We start from the raw sequence: 19,090 nt of genomic DNA, 5'->3' as shown, positions 1-19,090 counted from the left end.
AGCCCGGCCGGCGCCCGCGACGGAAATGTTGACGGCCGAACAACGATCTGGAACCGAGCGCCCCGACTCGGTATGAAGACTGCGGGGCGGTACGCGCCGCCCTGGGGCGTGGAAACCCCAAGAGTACCGGTTTGGCGCCGGCCGTTACGGCGCCGGATTCCTTGACCATGCGGTCGGGGAGCCTGCGACGTATGTCCAGGCGCCCCCGGGTGCTAAAGGTCGTAGGGACCGGGTACTCTCGGTTTTCCAACTCCCCGATCATGGGTGGTCGAGGGCATGTTTGCGGGGGCGGACCGCAGACACATGCCCTGGGAGTGGGAGACCTGAAATATGGCGAAGGTTGCCGCACCCGAGCCAGGTTCCCTGGAGGAGCGCGCCGTCGCCGCGCACCGCGCCTATCTGATGGCGCTGGTCGCGTGGGAGCGCACGCTGCACCGGATGAACTGCGCAATCTGCAGCCCTTCAGATCTGTGCGAGAACGAGCGTGTGCAAGTCTGTGTCGCTGCCGAAGCCGAGAAAGAATCACGTCGGATCGCGTTCCGTGATCTCTGTGACGAACTTGGATTTGTTCCCGCCGGCCATGTTATTGCGTTGCCGGCGGAAGAATTATCGGCCTGCTGTGATTTAGCTTCGTCGCATTGAAGCGGAGTTGAGATCATCGGCTCAGACGCCGCACAGGCCTTCGCATTCGTTCGCGAAGAGATCCTGCTGACCGCGGTCGGCGGCGGTCGACAGATCCGCCTGCTCCAGCGGAACGGCCGAACGATGGAGGTAGAGCTCGGCGCGCATGCCCCGCATGCCTGTTCGAATCGCGCGGTCGACGGTGACCGCGTCACGCCACCCTTCCGCGTCGTGGTCGCGAAGAGCGCGCCACATGGCGTCGCTGTGGAACGGACACCCGATGCAGCTGCTCTTCGGCGGTCGAGGATATCCGTGCCGATCGAGCCAGCGCAGGCAATCCCAACGGCCCATCCGTTGTTCGATCAGGGGCCAGCGATTGACCTGCCAGGCTTCCCGGCTCGGCTTCATCCGGACCACTTCGTCTAGCGAGATGCCGATCCACTGTTCGACGACAGCGTGGTTCGGCGAGTGTCGGCCGGTGAGACCTGCGAGCTCCCGGACCTTCCTGCGGATGGGCACGATCTTGTACTCTGACGTGCATTGGCGGCGGATCATGCCGACGTCGACGAGATCGGTCGCGAGGACCCGCTCGCCGATCTGGACGTCTTCGCCATCCTCATCTTCGCCATAGACGGCGATCGGGGAGCCCGCGGGCGTCACGGTGCGGGTGAAAGCGGGGATCGAAGCCCACCGCAGGCCGCAGGCGCCGTCCAGGAGATCGTCGCGGAGATTGCCAGCCGCCACCACATGCACCGGAAATGGCAGGACCGCCTCCGAACGGAGCCAGGCGAGATGATCGTAGACCGCGCGTGGCTCCCAGCCGGTGTCCGCGAAGATGGCGCAGTGGGGACGGGGCCCCAGCTCACCATGCGCGGCCATCAGGGCGAGGGTGGTCGACTGTACGCCGGCGCCGAGGCTGAGGACACGGAACGGCTCAGTCGGTTTGGGTCCGGGCAGGGGGCCGCGCATCACGCCGCCTCCTGCTTGTCGCCGTCCGCGTCCTCGTCTGCCAATCCATCAGCGTCCGGAAGCAGGGTCAGTAGATAGTCGGCTGCCTTGGAGGCGGCGCTGGCAGCGCGGACGATGGCACGATTGTCCTCGCGAACGACGTCCAACCAGGCGCCGAGATAGTCGGCATGGCGCACGGTCGGGACGATGCCGATCGACGCGCAGACGAAGGCGGCCGAGAGCTCGGCCACGCATTCCTCGACGAAGTAGGGCTTAGAGCCGAATTGCCCGCTCTGGTCGCGTCCGAGACGCGTCCGTGCCCCCGTCCAATGCGACAGCTCATGGGCGGCGGTGCGGGCGAAATTGATCGGGATGTGGAAGGCGCCGGGACGTGGCACTTGGATGTAGTCGTGCCGGGTGTCGTAAAAGGCCTGGTCGCCGCCGAGACGAAAATCGGCGCCGCTGGCCTTGATGAGGGCGTCGATCGCCGGCGGCACGACGGCGTCGGGAACAGCGGGCACCGGCGCCGTCAGCGTGTCGGGGAGACCGTCGCACTGGTCGGCGTTGAAGACGGTGAAGCGCTTCAGGAAGGGGATGCCGCCGCGCCCGTCACGGTCCCGGCTGTCGCGCGCATTGTCCTCGCCCGGCGTGAAGCGGCTGGCATAGACGACGGTGGTGCCATGCTCGCCCTTGCGCACGCTGCCGCCGAGCCCGAGCGCCTGGCGGAAGGTGAGCCAGTGCTGGGTGCTGAAGCCGTGCTCGATGACGGTGTGCCAGAGAATGAGGATGTTGATACCGGAGTATTTTCGCCCCGTCGTGGCGTTTCGCGGCATGGCCAGCGGGGCGGCGGCGGCGGACCAGGGCTGGACCCAGGGGACGCGGCCGGCCTCCAATTCGGCGATGATGCGGTCGGTGATGTCCTGGTAGAGTGACGCCCGGTTCGGGGCAGGGCGCCGGCGGGTGGCTGCATGGTCCATGGCGGGTCTCCGCGACGGGCCGGCCGCGAGCCACTCTCGCTGGTCCCTCGACCCGTCACGGCCGGACCGGCCACCCTCTCGCTCTCCTGGAGGGCCTGCCTCCCGCGCCCATCCTTTCCCGGCGATCCGCGGCTTGGCCTCTGCCGCGCGACCGATCGTTACCGCAGGCGCAGACCCGGGACGGGGCTGCGTGGAGACGGTGCAGCCGGCGGCATAGAGCGGGGTCCGACCCCCATCGGACGCGCCCTTGAACTGCCACCTTTATGGTGGCATATTTCGACCATGGAGAAGCGGCGGCCGACCTATGATCTCGAGGCCATCAAACTGGCACTGGGGTCGGTCGACCGCTTGGCGATGACGACATCGGCGCTGCGGGATGCGACGGCGCTCGGATTCGATCGTGGTGGCATCGTCGAGACGATTATCGGCATCGAGCGGCGCATGTTCTTCAAGTCGATGACAACGTTCGCCGATCATCGCGTCTGGCAGGACGTCTATCATGTGCCGGCGCGGGGATTGACGCTCTATGTGAAGTTCCAGGCGGACGTCATCACCGAGTTCACGGTCATGTCGTTCAAGGAGAAATGACCATGGCGATGAAAGAGACGGTGCTTCCCGACACCATGACGGCGCCGGAAACTGGCGAGATCCTGACGCGCAGCGTGCGGCCGTTCGTGGTGGCCTATAAGGGCGTGAGCCTCATGGTCGAGCTGCCCGGCTATTATCCGGCCGGCGAGGGCGACGGCATCCATGTCGGCAAGGACATGGCGGTGGTTGACGTGGCGCTGCGGACGCTGAAGGAACAGGTTGACGGCACGCCGTCGCCGGCGACGATCCGGCGTGTGCGCACCAAGCTGAACCTCTCCCAGCGTGACGCTGGCGCGTTGCTCAAGGTCGGCGAGAACGCCTTCGACAAATACGAGCGCGGGCTGGTCGAGCCGAGCGGCCCGACCAGCCAGCTGATCAAGCTGCTCGATCGCCATCCGGAGATGGCCGACGAGTTGCGCTGACTGGAGTGGATGTTTGGAGCTCTGCCATGCCGACCTGGCCGAAGGACAAATTGCTGAAGCATGGACCCGAGCTGCCGATGGAGGAGCGGATCCGGCGCTACCAGCACAACATACGCGCCATCCGGGAGTCCGGATGTCCAGTGCCGACATCGGCTTATGCCGATACGCTCGACCCTGCCGAGATCGAGCTCTGGTTTGCCGACAGCGCGTATCGTAGCCATCGCCTGAAAGAGGCGATCAAGGGATTGGCGGAGCTGCCACCGGATAGCGAGATTCCCTGACCGCGGGGACCCCGCCGGGGCCCCGCGTCGAGAGCGCCTCATCGCGCATAGGGATCATATTCGTGAATGACCGAGGCAGGGTCGCCGTCGAATTCGTCCGAGGGGAGAACGCCATAGCCGCCGTCGGACTCGAAGAGCGTGATGCAGACCATCAGGGTCTTGGCGAGGTTCCAGGCGTGGTCTTGAGCAAGGGTGAGGTTCTGCGACATCGTATCAGCTCCCGTCTTGCGGCGGGGACCATCCCCGCTCGACAGGCGCCCGAAGCGTCCGGATTACGGCCGCGATCACCTCGCAGGCGAAGCCGCAGAGGCCGCATGCGCGCATAGCGGACCCCTGGCGGGTTGATCGCAGAAGGCCATGGCCGAGACCAAGGAATTGCGCTGATTGAGAGCGGGGTGGCTCACCGTGGAAGCCCCGGGTGCCGGGGTCGCAGAACTCTGTCAGAAGCGGGCCGTACCCTGCCTCCGCAGCCTGCTGGCCGTCACGTCGGCTGATCCGAGCCGACCGTCATCACCAAAACGAATCGATCACGGGCAACTGATTCAATCATTGCGTTGGACCATGCGCGCACGCGCGTGGGACTGTGCATCATGCTAGACGATCATCGGCCCTCGCCATCAATGCTTCAGGTTCTCGTGCTCGACCGTATCGACGCGTCGCAGAACATGGCGCGTTACTATGTGCTGTCGATCGAGCCGACGTTATTCGGGGAGACGGCGATGGTGCGCGAATGGGGGCGGATCGGGAGCTTTGGGCAACGCCGCACTGAACTCTACGCGCAGCGCGAAGATGCGCGCATGGCGCTTGGAACGTGGCTGGATCGCAAGCTTCGGCGCGGCTATCAGCTTCGGATCGCGCCCGCACTCCACGGTGGGAACGGCACGACTCGATTGCCCGATAGCCGTCACGAATGATCGCGGCGCCAGTGCGCAATGGTGATTTCTAACCATACCCGCCGCGCTTGATTCATGAACTCCTCGGCTCGTTACCCAACAAGCCGAGGAATTTCTCATGCTTTTGCTCATCCCTGGCTCCGAGATCGCGCAGCATGGCGATCTGATGGAGCGCGTCTTCCGCTTCCGGCATGCCATCTTCGTCGAAGAGAAAGGCTGGAGCGACCTGCGCCAACCGGACGGGCTCGAACGGGACCGCTTCGACGACGCGCATGCGATTCATCAGGTCTGCCTGCGTGACGATGAGATCGTCGGTTACCAAAGACTGCTTCCGACGACACGCCCGCATTTGCTGAGCGACGTCCTGACCGATCTTTGCCGGAGCAAGCCGCCGCGGGGGCCACGCGTCTTCGAATGGACACGCTTTTGCGTGGCACCCCGTCATCGCGAGCTCCGCCCCAGCGCAAACGGACCATTCCTCGAGCTGGCGCAAGGCGTGGTCGAATGGGGCATGGCGCATCGCGTGGATACCGTCACCGTGGCAATCGATTGGCGGCTGATGGTGATCGCGATGCAGCTGCGGTTCTTCGTGCGCCCTCTCGGCTTTCCCAAGCGCATCGGCCGCGACGAGGTCGTGGCGCTGCGCATGTCATTCAACCGGGAAACCCTCACGACGATCCAGCAGGCGCGGCATTGCGAAGGCTCGGTTCTCCCTGACCCCGGATCACTGCCTTCGGCGGCATAACCCAACTCTCTTAGATCAGGAGGTGCGCCGTGATCCGAACCGCCGATACGAAGCTCATCGCGAGTGAACTGCATTCTCGCTACGAGCCGCCCCGCGCCGTCGCGCTGATCGGACGGACGTTGCAGAAGGCCCTCTTTGCCGGCAGGGCGGACGAGGTGGTGTTTTGGGCATTGGTTTACGCACACTATCGTGGCGGTGATCTGTGTGACGCGACTGAAGAGCAGCTCGCGGCATTCCGGAAAAATATTCTGCCGGATCCGCCCGACCTGAACTGAGCCAGTCGGACGATCAAACGTCGGTCGGCGCGACGATGATCGATGCGGTGGTTGCCGTCGGTGGGTTGGCGGCGAAGCCCGTCAACGTCGGGAAGTCTCCAGGTCCCGACGGTCCGCAGACAGCCTGTCCATCCTTGCAGTTGGGATCAGCCATGGCGCGGGCGTTGCTTGCCATACCGCAGATCGTCGTCCCGTTGATGTCGGAGAAGCCTGAGCATGACCCGGAATTTACCATCTTCTGGCAGTTGCCGGTGCCAAGCTGGATACACGCCGCGATGAAACTGGCGTCCACCTTCTGGCCGTCGAAGGTCGACATCGAGGCCAGCTGTTTCACGGCCGGCGCGTTGTAGCCCGCATTCGTCAGCCTGGCCCAGGCATCGACCTGATCCTGCAGCGACATGCACCCGTATCCGGCGCGATCCGTGCCGGCATATTTCTGGACATTGGCGTTGTTGAGCTGGAAGATTCCGGTGCAGCAACTGCCATTGTAGACGCCCTTGTTGCCGCCGGATTCGAAACGCCCGAGACCACCCAGCGAGCATGACGTCCCCTTGAGATCGTCGCGCAGGGAGGAGTTTCTCACCGCGTCGGTGATCTCCTGGGCTGAATAATTGGTGCGCTCGCAATATTGGCCTTTCTGCGCCAGCGCATGGCCTGTCACCGCCGCGAGCAACATCGGAACGAATGCGAGCGTCGTGATCAATCTGGCAAGCTGTCTACCCATGGTCGCCTCCTGGTGCAGGGAATCACCTGATCGAATAGGTCCGCGCGCAGCCGGGCACGTCGCGACCGCCGACATTGGTCCGGAAGGCGATGGTGCCGGCTGCCGGATCGAAGCGCGTGTAGGAATTGTCATTGCGGTTCTTCGCCGGGATGTCCGGATCGGCGTGATCCGCGTAGCAGCCCGTTGCCGTCTTGATGGCGAGAACCTTGCCGTCCTCGATGGTGACGATGCGCAGCGGGCAGGTCGATGGCTCGATCTCGGCGCCGGCGTCGTTCGCGCCGCTGTCGCAATCGCGCGAGAGCGCGGTGCTGACAATGATCGTGCGGGACCCGTCGCGATAGGTCGAGGACAGGGCCGTCACCAGGGCATTCTTGCCATTGAGCGGTCGCTTGAGCTCGGTGGTGACGTAGGCATTCGCTTCGCGGATCACGTCCGGCCAGACGAGCGTCTGCAGGGTGTCGGTTTTCGATGGCGTCTGGAAATTGTGGAACGTCATCGGCTGCCAGGCCCCGGAGCCCTGGTCCTGCGCAACGGCGGCCGTTGAGAGGGTGGTAAGCCCGACAAGTGCGATGACGAGAAAGGAACGCATCGAAGCCTCCTGATGCTGAGATGGCCGGCCAGCATGGCATGGCCGCAGGGGCGGTCCGGGCCGCGGCGCAAGCCGCGCCCCGCAAGGGGTCGCCTTGACCGCGCCGTCAGCGGACATGGGATGATGGCGGGCGCGCAGCCGTTTGATCATGGCGCGCCCAGCGGGATGTTGTTCGAGCAGCCGTCGACGGCCTGATGGTCGATGACCAGGCCAGTCTTCACGGTCTTCGTCGCGACATCATAGGCAGCGTAGGCGACGGTTCGGGCGGGGTCCACGGGTGCGCCCGCCGCGGCCGGCGCGAGCTCGAGGAAGCAGGCGCTTCCCCCGTCGAGGGTGCGAACCTGAATGCCTTCATAGATGGCGATCCGCAGCGGACAGAGTTTTATCGTGGCACGCGCCGACGCCTGGACCTCTTTCAGCGTGCAGCCGGTCGCGGTGTTCAGGATGCTGAGCACGACTGACTTCCTGGAGCTCCAGATAACGAAATGCGCCTCGGTCGCCGGGGCGTTGGCGCTTGCGTAGCGCGTGTCGCCGCGCGCGAGATAGGCGCGGTTGTTGTCCTCGATGGCGTCCTTCCAGATGTCGGCATAGGTGGCGGTGTCCGCCGTCGCGTGCTGGAGATCGGCATAGGACATCGGACGCCACGCTCCTGGATCTGTGGTGAGCGCCTGAGCATGAACGAGTGCCGGGATCACAAGAGACATCCATGCAGCGGCGATCGCTGGCATTCGTCGCGCGATATGCCGTGGAAAGCAGGTGCGCATTCCTTCAACAACATCTAGTATAATGAACCAATGTCGCACCCGTGGAAAGCCCCCGCCGCGCTATTCGTATCGATCGCGGCCCGGGACCCAGCGCCACGCGTCTTTCGGCGAGCGCTCACCGCCGCGCCAGGGGACAAGGGTTCGCGGCGGATCGACCGGCTGCATGTTCCAGACAGAGCGGTAATGATAGAAGTTCGCGGTCTCGCGCCTGAGACGTCTGCCCCCGGCATCGAGAAAATCTGTGGCGCAATGCACGACGGGTCCCCGGTAGCGGCTGACGCGCGCGGTCTGGGCATCGAGCGCTCCGGGCTTGCAGCCGAAGAGCCAGACAGAGGTCGCGCGCGACGGCGGGATCGGGTCGTCGCCAAGCAGCCGGCGATAGGCGTCGTTGGCCTGGGCCTGCGTCGGATAGGAGAAGCGTTCGGTCAAGATCGGGGCGAACGTCGTCCGATCGGGAGCGTATTCGAGGCGCCCGGGCTGAACGCGGTCTGGCTCGTAGAGCGTGTCGCGCGATGGCAGAGGCAACGCCTCGACAACCGGCGACGTCGGGGCGGCGCAAGCCGCCAGGGCGAGCGCCAGAAGCCCGGGCGCGAGATACACCGTGATGTTCATGGAGCAGCCTCGGCGCCTGTCTTCGCGATCGCACGCCGCCGATCGCTGGTCCGGTACTCCCAGGGCATCTGGAACGTGCTGGCCCAGATACCCCGATAGGCTTTGCGCGCGTCCCTCTCGGCCGACACATAGGCGCGGATCGCGGAATCCTGCTCGCTTGGCGGCAGGGTCATCGCAATGCCGTCGCGGATCATGTCGGCGCCGATATCGGCGTGATCCGCCGAGGCGCAGCGCGCGAGGTGCTCGCCCTGCTCATCGCGAAGAATGTTGCAGGCAACCCATTTGTTGAGCGTTGCCGAGACCAGCCAAGCCGCCGCCACGGTGCCGCACGGCCAGGGCTGACGGCCGAGATGAGCGGCTTGCCCTGGCGCACAGGTGTCGATGCCGTAGAGCCAATAGACAGCCTGCGTCTCGATATCGCGAAAGCGCGTCCCGTCGAGAACCTCGACGCGCAGCGGTGGCGATTGCAGCGCGCTACCTGGCGAGTAAAGGCCGGATCTTTCCGGCGATTGCGCGCCGGCCAATGTGGTCGCGGCAAGCGTGGCGACCATGACGATGGTCCCCGTTCTGGCGCCGCGGTTACGCCCCCGCGTCATCACGGTTGCCCAGGTCGAGCTTGTGGAAGGCATTGGCGATGACGTCGGTGGTGTAGACTGTCTCACCGGCCTTATCCTTATATGAGCCGTCGGCGATGCGGCACTCCGCGTAGACGGCGTCGCCTTTGACGACATGGGTCAGCGCCCATTGGGCGACCTTTTCGTTCAGCAGGCTGATCGTCACCCAGTCGGTCTCTTCCTTTCGCTCGCCCTTGCTGTCGGTCCAGACGCGATCGGTCGCGACATTGACCTTGGCGGTCTTGCCAAAGGCCTTCGGTGCCTGTCCGACATGGCCGCGAAGGATGAACAGGTTGGTGGTTCTCATGGGCAAGGCTCCCTCGGCTGGTGGTGGCGTTGGTCATGGCGGCGCGATCCCTGGCGTGTCCGGGGCGCTCGAGGCTGTTGGCTGCGACGGCGTCGTAGCCGATCGATCCGCCCGGAGCGCGCGCAGGATGATGGCGTTCGGTTCGGGCAGGTCGGCGAAGGCCCACAGCCCGGCGTGTCCGCGTTGCGCCACGAGCTGCGCGACGAAGTAGGGCGGGTGGACCGGCTTGCCGTCGGGTGTCAGCGCCGCGAAGCCGTAGCCGGTCGAAATCAGCGCGGTGCCGAGATCGATCCGTGAGCCGGCGCCTGCTCCGCTCAATGGTTGCGCGATGCAGAACACGAAGACCGTGCGCGCCTCCGGCAGGGCAGCCGCCTGGTAGCATTGTGGCTTCAGGTCCCGCGTCAGCGCGATCAGCATCGCGAGCGAGGCCTCGCCGCAGTCACGCTTCACGCCATGCGCATTGGTGACGATGGTGCCGCGCAGGCAGGACTGAACCCCATAAAGGCGATAGATCACGCCGCCGTCCGTCCAGCTGTCGCCGGTCTGGTAGACAGCGTTGCCTGGGACGGCAAACCAGCCCGGCGCGGCGGACTGCGCCGCCACGGGCGATACCGCGGCCGCCAGCACGAGGAGCGCGACGCGGACGCGGCGCATCTCAGTATCCCCTCAGCGAGAAATAAAAGCGCTGCGCGCCGTTCGCCGTGGAGATGTCGACATAATTGGGCTCGGTGCGAGCCTGCCGTGGTGTCGTGGGATAGGTGGTCTCACACGATCCATCGTCACCACTATGGCAATCGCGCCGCGGTTTGGAGGTGTCGGCGCAAAGATCACCGTTCGGCGCCGGCACGAGCGCGTCGGTATCGCCGCCGGTTCGTTGCATGGGCGTCGTGCCGGTCGGGCAGGCGAAATAGGGCTCAAAGCCAAGGCGCCCGGCATTGCCTTCCGGGCAGGTCGGCCAGGACCCGCCGCGCGCGAGCGACCGGAAGAGCTGCTGCATGACCGGCACGCAATAGGGGATGCCCGACCAGCTGGGCGCCGTGGCAGCGGCGCAAAGGAGTACCTTGCAGCCAAATGAGGCATCCTGCGCCCCGGCTCCGCCGGGCCCAAGCGCGCCGCCGGTGACGATTATCGCCATCGCCAACCACTGAGGCCGCTTCATCCGCCCTCCTTTTCGGTCCTCTAGGAAAACCCGTCGCCAGTCGTGTTGCCATCGTATCAACATTCAATATATTGTCCATGGCGAATTGATTTGAGGGCAGGGCATGTGGATTCGCGGCTTGACGATCGGAACGCTCCTGACGACCGGGATGGCAGGGGCCAGCGCGCAGAGCGGAGCGCCTACGACGCTCGCCACCGTCGACAGTTCCGGCCGCGTCGTCCCGATCGAAGCGCCGGCGCAACCGGTCGAGATACTCCAGGGTCAGAAGGGCGCGGCATCTCCCTGTGCGCCCGCCACGGACCTCGCATCCGATGCCGCGAGGGCGCTGATCGTGAGGATCGCCACAGAGGAGAAGTTCTATCCGGACTTCGTCTTGTCGGTCGCCAAGATCGAGAGCCGCTATCTGTCGACGGCGCTATCGGAAAAGGGCGCGTATGGCCTGATGCAGTTGATGCCCGAGACGGCGCAGCGTTTCGATGTCGATCTGTGCGACCCGGTAGGCAATGTACGCGGCGGCGTCCGCTTTCTGCGCGCGCTGCACGAGCGCTACCGGAATCCGTTCTTCATTCTCGCCGCCTACAACGCCGGTGAGGCCGCCGTGCAAAAAAGCCGCGGTGTTCCGCCTTATCCCGAGACCGTGCGTTTCGTCGCCGACGTCATGAACGACTTCTATACATGGCCAGACCCCGCCGCGGCCGCGACAGTCGGCGCCGCGCGGGTCGCGTCGGCCGCTGCCGACATCATCCAACCTCTCTCCGGCGGCGCTTCACCAGCGGCAGCCTCGGAGCCTGCGAAGCCACGCGCCAAGACACAATGGAGCGACGGCTTCGTGATGCATGTCGACTGAGGAGACCGTAGATGAAGCAGCCGTCGAGACGCGTTCCTTACCTCACCGGAGCCATGTTGCTCCTGATGACCGCCGGCGCCGCCGCACAGTCGGGCGGCACACTGCAGCCGGTGCAGTCGACGCTGACCACCCTCGTGCAGGCGCTGACCGGCCCGATCGCCACCGCGCTGGCGACGCTTGCCGTCATCGCCTGCGGCTTCTTCGCCTGGTCGGGCCGGCTGACCTGGGGCATCGCCGGCAGTGTGATCTTCGGCATCGTGCTGGTGTTCGGTTCGGCGCAGATCGTTCAATTCTTCCAGTCGGCGGTCGGTCAATGAACAGCCAGCACCTCGAAGAGCCGCATATCAGCCCGCTGGTCAAAGCACTCACACGCGCGCCGACGCTGATGGGCGTGCCGTACATGTATTTCATGTTCAACGGCGTGGTCTCGTCGGTCTGCTTTCTGATCTCCCACAATTTGTTCCTGCTGCTGGTCGCAATCCCGCTGCATCTGTTCGGCTACATATTGACGCTGCGCGATGATCGCATCTTCGAAATCCTGTTCGTCAAATCGACAAGATGCCCACCCCGCTCGCGCGCCTTCTGGGCCGCCGACAGCTATCGCGCGTGAGGCGAGGAGATGGTGGCAAAGGCACTCCTCGATGAACTGACCTACGGTGCGGTGTCGCGCCGCGAGCGTCCGGTGGCCAGCCACATCCCCTATACCCGCCATGTCGACGATCACGTCATCAAGACCCGCGACGGTCTGGTGATGACGATCCTGAAATGCGAGGGCTATTCCTTCGAGACCGCCGACATTAGCGAGATCAACTCCCGCCTGTTGGCGCGCAACGACCTCGTCCGCACGCTGGCCAATTCCCGCTTCGCGCTCGTCAGCCATATCATCCGCCGCGAGGTGCAGCCGCGGATCGCGTCGAGCTTCGACAATGCGCTGTGCCGCGAGATCGACGAGCGCTATGACGCGGCGCTGTCGCAGCGGCGGATGTTCGTCAATGATCTCTATCTGACCATCGTGCGTCGGCCGCTGCAGGGCCAGGCCGGCACGTTCGACGCGATGCTGACGAAGCTGCTTGGACGCAAGGACGCCGCCGGCGAATCCGTGGCGTCGCAGACGGCCTTGAGCGAGTTGCACGACGCCTCGACCGCGGTGCGCGAGAATCTCGCCGCCTATGGAGCGCGCCAGCTCGGCGTCGTACGCCGGGATGGGGTCTGGCACTCGGAACCGCTGGAATTCCTCGTTCAGCTCGTCAATGGTGGCATCCCCCGCCCAATGCATTTGCCACGCATGGCGCTCGCCGATGCGCTGTCGATGAAGCGGATCTTCTTCGGCAAGAACGCCATCGAAATCCGTGGCGCCGGGCCCGAGGACACCCGCTTCGGCGCCATGGTGTCGATCCGCGAGTATCCGGCGCAGACCGGACCGGGCTCCTTCGACAATCTGTTGCGTGTCCCGCACGAGTTCATCGCGACGCAGAGTTTCGCCATCGTCGACCGCCCCGAGGCGGCCAAGCAGATCGACCGCGTCGCCCGGCAGGTCGACATGTCGGACGAGGCCGGCTCCATCATCGCCGAGCATCTTGACGAAGCGCGTGACGAACTCCTTGCGTCCGAGGCGATCTACGGTGAGCACCACATGTCGGTGATGTGCCTCGGTCGCACGGTTGCCGAGGTTGCCGCCACCGTGACCGCGGTCGGCGCGGCGCTGACCGATCGCTCGGTGATCTGGACGCGCGAGGATCTCAATTGCGAGCCGGCCTTCTGGGCCCAGCTGCCTGGGAATTTCCCCTACATCGCGCGCAAGTCGGTGATCTCCTCAAAGAACTTCGCCGGCTTCACGTCATTGCATAATTACCCGAGTGGGCGGTTGGACGGGAACCATTGGGGTCCGGCGATCTCGGTGTTCGAAACCACTTCGCAGACTGCCTATTACTACAATCACCATGTTCGCGACCTCGGCAACTTCACCGTCGTCGGGCCCTCGGGCAGCGGCAAGACGGTCTTCCTGTCCTTCATCTCGGCGCAGTCGCAGCGCGTCACGCCGCGACCGAAGCTGCTGTTCGTCGACAAGGATCGCGGCGCCGAGATCTTCATCCGCGCCATGGGTGGCCAATATGAGGTTCTGGTCCCAGGCGAGCCGACGGGGTTCAATCCGCTGTCCCTGCCCGACACAGCGCCGAACCGCGAATTCCTGTTCCAGCTCCTCGGCTTCATGTTGCGGCCAGGCCATGGCGGCGAGCTCAGCGCCTCCGAGGAGCAGGTCATCCGCAACGCCATCGCTTCAGCGCTGAGCGCCGGGCCGGACGGGCGGACGCTAAAGGCCTTCTCGACGCTGTTGCGCGGGCGCATCCGGGCCGGCGAGGGCGATCTCCTCGCTCGGTTGGAGAGCTGGATGCGGCCGGACCAGCGCGGTTGGCTGTTCAATAATGAGGCCGATCAGTTCTCGGTCTCGAGCATCTTCGGGTTCGACATGACACGGGTGCTGGACGATCCCGTCATCCGCACCGCGGCGCTGATGTACATCTTCCACCGCACCGAGGAGCTGTTGACGGGCGATCCGGTGATGATCTTCCTCGACGAGGGCTGGCGGCTGCTCGACGACCCGGTCTTCGCCTTCTTCATCAAGGACAAGCTGAAGACGATCCGCAAGCAGAACGGCATCATCGGCTTCGGGACGCAATCGGCCGCCGACATCGTGCGCTCCAACTCGGCGAGCACGCTGATCGAGCAGACCGCGACCAATGTCTTCTTCCCGAATCCGAAGGCGGATGACGAAAGCTACACCCGCGCCTTCCGGCTCTCGGAGCGCGAAGTGACCTGGATCCGCAGCACGGTGCCGGAGAGCCGTTCCTTCCTGATCAAGCACGGCCGCGACAGCGTCATCGCCAAACTCAATCTCGCCGGCATGCCGGACATCATCAAGGTGCTGTCGGGCCGCACCGAGACCGTGGCCGAGCTCGACGCGCTGCGGGCCCGCGTCGGTGACGATCCAGCCGTCTGGCTGCCGATATTCATGGGAAGGGCTGAGGCATGAAGCGGCTCGCGCTGACGGTGATTGCCTGGTCGTGGATCGGCGCAGGCGCGGCCTTTGCCGCCATCCCGACCACCGACGCCGCGCAGCTAACGCAGCATTCGGAGACCGCAGGCGCGACCATCAAACTGGTACCGATCTCCACGCAACGGCAGAACGCCAATCAGGGCGTGAAATGCGCCGTCACGACGGGCAAGAAGGCCAGCGTCACCGATCCGACGGTGCAGCCGCAATCGGGCGCCGGCAGCCGCACCATCCAGGTCTATGCACCGGAAATGCCGGCGGTCCCGACCGCGGAGGCCCGCGGCGCCGCGCTCAACAGCCAGACCTTGTTCAAGTCGACGGGCGACGTCGTCGCCGGCCTCGATGCCAGCCGCTCGACACTCGGCGCCGCACAATCTGCGTTTCGCAACGCCGGTTCGCAGGTTGGCACCGCGACGACGGTGATGGCGGCCATCGATATGAACAGTGCCGCGCGTCTGCAGAACAACCTCGCCTGGAACGGCGTGATGGGCTCGGCGAATATCTGGGTGACGGCCCTGAACGCGCTCAATCTGGCGCAGAACAGCGACATCAGCCGCGCCACCATTGGGATGCGCTCGGCGACAACGTCGTCGTCCGGCACCCCGACCATGCCGGCCTGCACGGTCGGCATGGTCGGATCGGGGACCGTGGCCGATCCCTGCCGCACGGCGGGGTCATGCTCGACCACGCCGCCGGGATCGCCCGTGGACCCAGGATGCGTCGCGGCCCGCCACATGGATAGCGACGGCAACGTCCTGTTCTACCTCTCGGCGGCTCAGGACGAGGCGCGGACTGCCGCGACCGCGCCCTCCGCCCAGCCGCCCTTGTCCGGCGCTGACGTCGCCGCCGCGATCGAGAGCATTCAAGCCAACGGCCAATAGGAGGCTGCCATGCGATCTGTTCTGAAACTGGCGCTCGGTCTCGCCGTGGGCCTGGTCATTGCCACGTCCGCAGCGCGCGCGCAGGTGCCGGTGATCGACAATGCGAATCTAACGAAAGCACAGGAGATCGCGACCAGCACCCGGCAGATCCTCGACGCCGACCAGCAGATCCTGCAATTCACGCAGAAGACGCTTGCCGCGGTGACCGGGGATCGCACCTCACAGGCGCAGGGCAGCCTGGCGCAGATGGCCCTGGGTGGTGGTTTCTCCATGGCGCAGGCCCCGTCACTGGGCTCGGTGATTTCGGGCGGCTCGTTGTCCTTCGCAGGCTTGGGCTCGGGATCGCAGAACATCGTCTCGACGCTGATCAACGGCCTGCAGCTCGTCCAGACCATCACCGGGATGACCGGCGGCCAGACGCACCCGGTCGACACCGCCTACAAGAACTCCGTCAATGTCGCGGCGACCCTGTCCGGCCTGATCGACTCGACGCAGGGAGCCGTCCAGCAGCGCTCCTCCGCATTTACCCAGGGCGGCCAGCAGATCGGCCAGGCCCAGGACCTGAAGGGCAGCGTCGACCAGAACACGCAGGTGCAGATCCAGACCGGACAGACCATCAATGAGCTCAACGGCGTCGTGAACAATGCGGCGGCCGCTGCCAACCAGGCGAATCTCGATCGCATCGCGGCGGAGTCCGCCGTCGCGCGCGCCATGAAATTCACCCAGCAGTGACTTTGGAGGACGCTTGAACAAGATCACCATCGCCGTCGCCGCTGCGATCATCCTCATCGTCGCCGCCAGCGTGATCATCATCCGCATGCCCGCGCCACCGGCACCCGCTGCGCAGACGGAGAGCAAGCCGGATACCGAAGGCCTGGCGCGCGCCATGACCTTCACCTCGCCCGCCGAGCCGAAGAAATGATCCGCACCTCGGCAGCACTCGCCGCCCTTTGCGGTCTCGCGCTTGCCCTCGCGGGCTGTGCCTACAAGCCACTCAAGGCGCCGTGTTCGCCGGACGAAGGCGGCGCGCCGCTCGGCTACGCGGCGTCTACGCCGACGCCATCACCTCAGCCGTTCGAGTCGCTTGACGCCTGCGGCCCGATGAAACCGATCTGAGGGCGCGATGGCGACGTTCAGCATCACCTCGCTGCTGCAATCGGTCGACCAGATCGGCCAGAACTACGTCTCGACCGCCTACCAGGCGCTGTCGAACGCGCTGACATCGGGCGGAGCGACGAGCGTCGCCGGGCTGCTCCTGACGCTTTATGTGATCTTCTGGGGCGTCGGCATCTGGCAGGGCACGGCAACCGGCGGCCCGGCCGACCACGCCTTCAGGCTGCTTCGCGCCTTCCTGATCTATGCGCTCGCAACCAGTTGGAACGATTTTCAGACGCTGGCGTACCGGTTCATGAATGACGGGCCGTCGGCGATCGGCAACGCGCTGCTCAGCGCCGTGACCACCGCCAACAACACCGGCACGGCGCAGAACCTGACCTCGGTCAACGGCGTGCAGTCGGCCCTGCAGAACATGTGGGACACCACCAACAGCGCCACCGAAGCGTTCCTGCAGAATGCGGGCCTCACCAATTGGGGGCCCTACATCTTCGCCGCCGTCTTCTATGTGGTGATGGCGCTGCTGATCGGCTTCGCGATCTTCCTGATCGTGCTGTCGAAGCTCTTCATGTGGCTGCTGCTGGCATTGGCGCCGGTATTCATCATCCTGCTGCTGTTTGGCGTCACCTCGCGCTTCTTCAGCGGCTGGCTCGGTACGCTCATCCAGTATTTTCTGGTGCAGGTGCTCGTCTACGCATTCCTCGCCTTCTACGTCTCGCTGATCCAGCAGACCATCGACACGCTGAACGGCGTCGCAAATACCAAGAGCGCGAGCTGGGCGACGATTGGCCCCGTCGTGCTGCTGGCCATCATCGGCGTGCTGCTGCTGGCCCAGATCAACAACGTGGCCGCGGCCATTGCCGGCGGCGTGCCGATCTCGAGTTCGCGGATCGGTGCGGTGCTCGGCACGGTCAGCGGCTATCGGCTCGGCATGGCGGCAAACAGGGCCCGTCTTGCCTTTCGCAACCCGTTGAACCCGGGCTCAACGTCGCGGCGCGAGGAGCTGGCGGCGCGCCAGCGTGCGCGTGTCGGGCTGCGCGCGGCGTCGTGGGCGCAATCGCCTGAGTTCCGCAGGCTCGCTGAACAGATCAAGCATCCCGGCTCGCCGCCGGCGCAAGGTGGGGGAGGGAACCGGCCTTGAGCGATACCCCAGTGACAGAGGCTGGAGCGGTCGATGTCCCGGCTAAGATCGACCCCCGCTATTACGCTGAGGGCGCAACCTGGGAATATGACGTCGCACGGCGTAACCGGAACTCGCGAGCGCTGGCCTGGATCGTCGCCGGCGTCATGACCATCGTTGCCGTCGCCTCACTCGGTACATTGGCGCTGCTGGTGCCGCTGAAAACCTACGAGCCCTATATGGTGGTCGTCGACAGGACGACGGGCTTCGTCGAGGTCAAACGCCCGATGGCCGAGGGGCCGCTGACGCAGGACGAGGCCGTCACCACCTTCAATGTGGTTCGCTACATCAAGGCGCGCGAGACCTACGATCCGAGGGCGCTGAAGGACAATTTCGACCTGGCACAGTTGCTCGCCACCGGCGACGCGGCGCGTGAGCTCACGGAGATCTATTCGCCGGCCAATCCGCAAAATCCCGTCAAGATCTACAGCTCCAACACCGAGGTCTCGGTCTCGGTCAAGTCGGTGACGTTCCCGAACAACCGCACCGCGCTGGTGCGGTTCTCCACCGATGAGAAAACGGCGACCAGCATTACGACGCGCAACTGGGTCTCGCTCGTGCGCTTCCGCTACACCTCCGCACCGATGCGCAACGAGTATCGCTTCGACAATCCGCTCGGCTTCCAGGTGCTCGAATATCGACGCGACCAGGAGACGGCTCCCTCTCCCGGCACGGCCGGAGCGCAAAGATCATGAGGCGGCGCCTGATCCTTGCAGGCTGCGTCTTGCTTGCGTCCGGCCATGCGTTCGCGGAAGCGATCCCGCGCGCGGGACGGGTCGATGCTCGCGTCCGCGACGTCGTCTATAACCGCGACAACGTCACGGCGATCGACGCCACCTACGGCACGTCGACGATGATCCAGCTGCAGCCGGACGAGAAGATCGAGACGCTGGCGCTCGGCGATTCCCTTGCCTGGAAGGTCGAGCCCAATCGCAAGGGCGACATCATCTTCGTCAAGCCGATCGACAAGAATGCGCAGTCGAACCTCAACGTCGTCACCGACAAGCGCATCTACAGCTTCCTGCTGCGGTCGAACACGCGCGCGCCGAATGACCAGATCTACGCGGTTCGGTTCCGGTTTCCCGACGACGAGGCGAGCGCGAAGCTGCTCGCGGCCGCCAAGGAGCGCGCCGCCAATCCGAACCTGCGCGATCTCAACATCGCCAACGCCAACAGCGACTATGGCTACAAGGGCTCGTCGACCAACAAGCCGGTCGCCGTGTTCGACGACGGCGTGAAGACCTGGTTCCGCTTCGAGGGTGAAACGCCGGCGATCTACATCGTCGATGCCGAGCGCAATGAGAGCCTGGTCAATTTCCGGACCGAGGGACCGTTCGTCGTCGTCGACAAGGTCAGCCCGCAATGGACGCTGCGCAATGGCACGGAATCGACCTGCATCTTCAATCGGCGTGCGACCAATGTGCACGAGCCGAATGGGCTCGAGCCCTATGCGCCGCAGCGCGTAGGTTTTCCGTCAGCCAGCGCAGGAGGCTGACGC

General features: G+C 65.1%; 29 protein-coding genes. 18 read left to right on the top strand and 11 right to left on the bottom strand.

Translation table 11 applies throughout. The features are described from left to right. Nucleotides 1-330 precede the first annotated feature (330 nt). The gene (locus V5F63_RS26370; RefSeq protein WP_394015636.1) at nt 331-642 is read left to right on the top strand and encodes a transcriptional repressor TraM; all 312 of its coding nucleotides are present in this window, start codon (nt 331-333) and stop codon (nt 640-642) included. Nucleotides 643-663: 21 nt separating this feature from the next. Here the strand turns inward: V5F63_RS26370 and V5F63_RS26365 are convergent, their stop codons facing one another. Both V5F63_RS26365 and V5F63_RS26360 read right to left on the bottom strand, forming a co-directional pair. Further along, the gene (locus tag V5F63_RS26365) at nt 664-1,590 is read right to left on the bottom strand and encodes a hypothetical protein (RefSeq protein WP_394015635.1); all 927 of its coding nucleotides are present in this window, start codon (nt 1,588-1,590) and stop codon (nt 664-666) included. Next, complete coding sequence (locus V5F63_RS26360; RefSeq protein WP_394015634.1) at nt 1,590-2,546, bottom strand: ArdC family protein; 957 nt, start codon at nt 2,544-2,546, stop codon at nt 1,590-1,592. Before V5F63_RS26360 ends, V5F63_RS26365 begins: the two co-directional genes overlap by 1 nt. 282 nt (nt 2,547-2,828) lie before the next feature. Between V5F63_RS26360 and V5F63_RS26355 the strand changes: the two genes are divergently transcribed. Genes V5F63_RS26355 through V5F63_RS26345 form a run of 3 tightly spaced genes read left to right on the top strand, consistent with a single transcriptional unit; the run spans nt 2,829 to nt 3,837 of the window. Continuing rightward, nucleotides 2,829-3,134, top strand: coding sequence for a type II toxin-antitoxin system MqsR family toxin (locus tag V5F63_RS26355; protein WP_213375363.1), 306 nt, complete (start codon nt 2,829-2,831; stop codon nt 3,132-3,134). Nucleotides 3,135-3,136: 2 nt separating this feature from the next. Then, nucleotides 3,137-3,556 (top strand): type II toxin-antitoxin system MqsA family antitoxin, encoded by a 420-nt coding sequence (locus tag V5F63_RS26350; protein ID WP_213375230.1) that lies wholly within the window; start codon nt 3,137-3,139, stop codon nt 3,554-3,556. 26 nt (nt 3,557-3,582) lie between these two features. Further along, nucleotides 3,583-3,837 carry a hypothetical protein gene (locus V5F63_RS26345; protein WP_213375232.1) on the top strand — a complete coding sequence of 85 codons (255 nt, stop codon included), beginning with the start codon at nt 3,583-3,585 and terminating at the stop codon, nt 3,835-3,837. Between the two features lie 38 nt (nt 3,838-3,875). On the opposite strand, the gene V5F63_RS26340 is transcribed toward V5F63_RS26345, so the two are convergent. Beyond that, the gene (locus V5F63_RS26340) at nt 3,876-4,046 is read right to left on the bottom strand and encodes a hypothetical protein (protein ID WP_213375234.1); all 171 of its coding nucleotides are present in this window, start codon (nt 4,044-4,046) and stop codon (nt 3,876-3,878) included. Between the two features lie 381 nt (nt 4,047-4,427). Between V5F63_RS26340 and V5F63_RS26335 the strand changes: the two genes are divergently transcribed. The 3 genes from V5F63_RS26335 to V5F63_RS26325 all read left to right on the top strand — a co-directional run bounded on the left by V5F63_RS26335 (nt 4,428) and on the right by V5F63_RS26325 (nt 5,750). After that, complete coding sequence (locus tag V5F63_RS26335; protein ID WP_246544811.1) at nt 4,428-4,751, top strand: WGR domain-containing protein; 324 nt, start codon at nt 4,428-4,430, stop codon at nt 4,749-4,751. A 97-nt stretch (nt 4,752-4,848) separates the two neighbouring features. After that, a complete protein-coding gene (locus V5F63_RS26330; RefSeq protein ID WP_394015633.1) occupies nt 4,849-5,475 on the top strand; it encodes an acyl-homoserine-lactone synthase in 627 nt (208 codons plus the stop codon). A 29-nt stretch (nt 5,476-5,504) separates the two neighbouring features. Beyond that, nucleotides 5,505-5,750 (top strand): hypothetical protein, encoded by a 246-nt coding sequence (locus V5F63_RS26325; RefSeq protein ID WP_394015632.1) that lies wholly within the window; start codon nt 5,505-5,507, stop codon nt 5,748-5,750. Between the two features lie 13 nt (nt 5,751-5,763). On the opposite strand, the gene V5F63_RS26320 is transcribed toward V5F63_RS26325, so the two are convergent. The 8 genes from V5F63_RS26320 to V5F63_RS26285 all read right to left on the bottom strand — a co-directional run bounded on the left by V5F63_RS26320 (nt 5,764) and on the right by V5F63_RS26285 (nt 10,519). Beyond that, nucleotides 5,764-6,474 (bottom strand): hypothetical protein, encoded by a 711-nt coding sequence (locus V5F63_RS26320; RefSeq protein ID WP_394015631.1) that lies wholly within the window; start codon nt 6,472-6,474, stop codon nt 5,764-5,766. 22 nt (nt 6,475-6,496) lie between these two features. Next, nucleotides 6,497-7,213, bottom strand: a complete 717-nt coding sequence (locus V5F63_RS26315) for a hypothetical protein (RefSeq protein WP_394102827.1) — start codon at nt 7,211-7,213, stop codon at nt 6,497-6,499. Next, nucleotides 7,210-7,698 (bottom strand): hypothetical protein, encoded by a 489-nt coding sequence (locus V5F63_RS26310; protein WP_394015629.1) that lies wholly within the window; start codon nt 7,696-7,698, stop codon nt 7,210-7,212. Before V5F63_RS26310 ends, V5F63_RS26315 begins: the two co-directional genes overlap by 4 nt. A gap of 189 nt (nt 7,699-7,887) precedes the next feature. Next, nucleotides 7,888-8,439: a hypothetical protein gene (locus tag V5F63_RS26305; protein ID WP_394015628.1), complete on the bottom strand. Its 552-nt coding sequence runs from the start codon at nt 8,437-8,439 to the stop codon at nt 7,888-7,890. Then, on the bottom strand, nt 8,436-8,990 hold the full coding sequence (locus V5F63_RS26300; protein ID WP_394015627.1) for a thermonuclease family protein: 555 nt from the start codon (nt 8,988-8,990) through the stop codon (nt 8,436-8,438). Before V5F63_RS26300 ends, V5F63_RS26305 begins: the two co-directional genes overlap by 4 nt. Before the next feature lie 28 nt (nt 8,991-9,018). After that, nucleotides 9,019-9,360, bottom strand: coding sequence for a single-stranded DNA-binding protein (locus tag V5F63_RS26295; RefSeq protein WP_213375244.1), 342 nt, complete (start codon nt 9,358-9,360; stop codon nt 9,019-9,021). Nucleotides 9,361-9,393: 33 nt separating this feature from the next. Continuing rightward, nucleotides 9,394-10,014 carry a thermonuclease family protein gene (locus tag V5F63_RS26290; RefSeq protein WP_246544815.1) on the bottom strand — a complete coding sequence of 207 codons (621 nt, stop codon included), beginning with the start codon at nt 10,012-10,014 and terminating at the stop codon, nt 9,394-9,396. A gap of 1 nt (nt 10,015) precedes the next feature. Beyond that, nucleotides 10,016-10,519: a hypothetical protein gene (locus tag V5F63_RS26285; protein WP_394015626.1), complete on the bottom strand. Its 504-nt coding sequence runs from the start codon at nt 10,517-10,519 to the stop codon at nt 10,016-10,018. 118 nt (nt 10,520-10,637) lie between these two features. Between V5F63_RS26285 and V5F63_RS26280 the strand changes: the two genes are divergently transcribed. From V5F63_RS26280 to virB9, 11 genes are read left to right on the top strand one after another with little or no spacing between them, the layout of a single operon-like run. After that, nucleotides 10,638-11,366, top strand: coding sequence for a lytic transglycosylase domain-containing protein (locus V5F63_RS26280; protein ID WP_394015625.1), 729 nt, complete (start codon nt 10,638-10,640; stop codon nt 11,364-11,366). A 53-nt stretch (nt 11,367-11,419) separates the two neighbouring features. Then, complete coding sequence (locus tag V5F63_RS26275; protein WP_509210867.1) at nt 11,420-11,683, top strand: TrbC/VirB2 family protein; 264 nt, start codon at nt 11,420-11,422, stop codon at nt 11,681-11,683. Continuing rightward, nucleotides 11,680-11,976, top strand: coding sequence for a VirB3 family type IV secretion system protein (locus V5F63_RS26270; RefSeq protein ID WP_213375252.1), 297 nt, complete (start codon nt 11,680-11,682; stop codon nt 11,974-11,976). Before V5F63_RS26275 ends, V5F63_RS26270 begins: the two co-directional genes overlap by 4 nt. Nucleotides 11,977-11,985: 9 nt before the next feature. Then, a complete protein-coding gene (locus V5F63_RS26265; RefSeq protein ID WP_394015624.1) occupies nt 11,986-14,397 on the top strand; it encodes a VirB4 family type IV secretion/conjugal transfer ATPase in 2,412 nt (803 codons plus the stop codon). Then, nucleotides 14,394-15,299: a hypothetical protein gene (locus V5F63_RS26260; RefSeq protein ID WP_394015623.1), complete on the top strand. Its 906-nt coding sequence runs from the start codon at nt 14,394-14,396 to the stop codon at nt 15,297-15,299. Before V5F63_RS26265 ends, V5F63_RS26260 begins: the two co-directional genes overlap by 4 nt. Nucleotides 15,300-15,308: 9 nt before the next feature. After that, nucleotides 15,309-16,031 (top strand): type IV secretion system protein, encoded by a 723-nt coding sequence (locus V5F63_RS26255; protein ID WP_394015622.1) that lies wholly within the window; start codon nt 15,309-15,311, stop codon nt 16,029-16,031. 13 nt (nt 16,032-16,044) lie between these two features. After that, entirely contained in the window at nt 16,045-16,221 is a 177-nt protein-coding gene (locus tag V5F63_RS26250) for a hypothetical protein (protein WP_394015621.1), read from the top strand. Next, the gene (locus V5F63_RS26245; RefSeq protein WP_394015620.1) at nt 16,218-16,415 is read left to right on the top strand and encodes a hypothetical protein; all 198 of its coding nucleotides are present in this window, start codon (nt 16,218-16,220) and stop codon (nt 16,413-16,415) included. The genes V5F63_RS26250 and V5F63_RS26245 overlap by 4 nt, the downstream gene beginning before the upstream one ends. Nucleotides 16,416-16,422: 7 nt before the next feature. After that, nucleotides 16,423-17,553, top strand: a complete 1,131-nt coding sequence (locus V5F63_RS26240) for a TrbL/VirB6 family protein (protein ID WP_394015619.1) — start codon at nt 16,423-16,425, stop codon at nt 17,551-17,553. Then, entirely contained in the window at nt 17,550-18,287 is a 738-nt protein-coding gene (locus V5F63_RS26235; RefSeq protein WP_394015618.1) for a VirB8 family type IV secretion system protein, read from the top strand. The genes V5F63_RS26240 and V5F63_RS26235 overlap by 4 nt, the downstream gene beginning before the upstream one ends. Next, nucleotides 18,284-19,087: a P-type conjugative transfer protein VirB9 gene (virB9, locus tag V5F63_RS26230; RefSeq protein WP_394015617.1), complete on the top strand. Its 804-nt coding sequence runs from the start codon at nt 18,284-18,286 to the stop codon at nt 19,085-19,087. Before V5F63_RS26235 ends, virB9 begins: the two co-directional genes overlap by 4 nt. The last annotated feature ends 3 nt before the right edge of the window (nt 19,088-19,090 follow it).

The organism is Xanthobacter wiegelii (genome assembly GCF_043193855.2).
GTDB lineage: Bacteria > Pseudomonadota > Alphaproteobacteria > Rhizobiales > Xanthobacteraceae > Xanthobacter > Xanthobacter flavus_A.
This window is presented reverse-complemented; position numbering and strand designations above follow the sequence as displayed.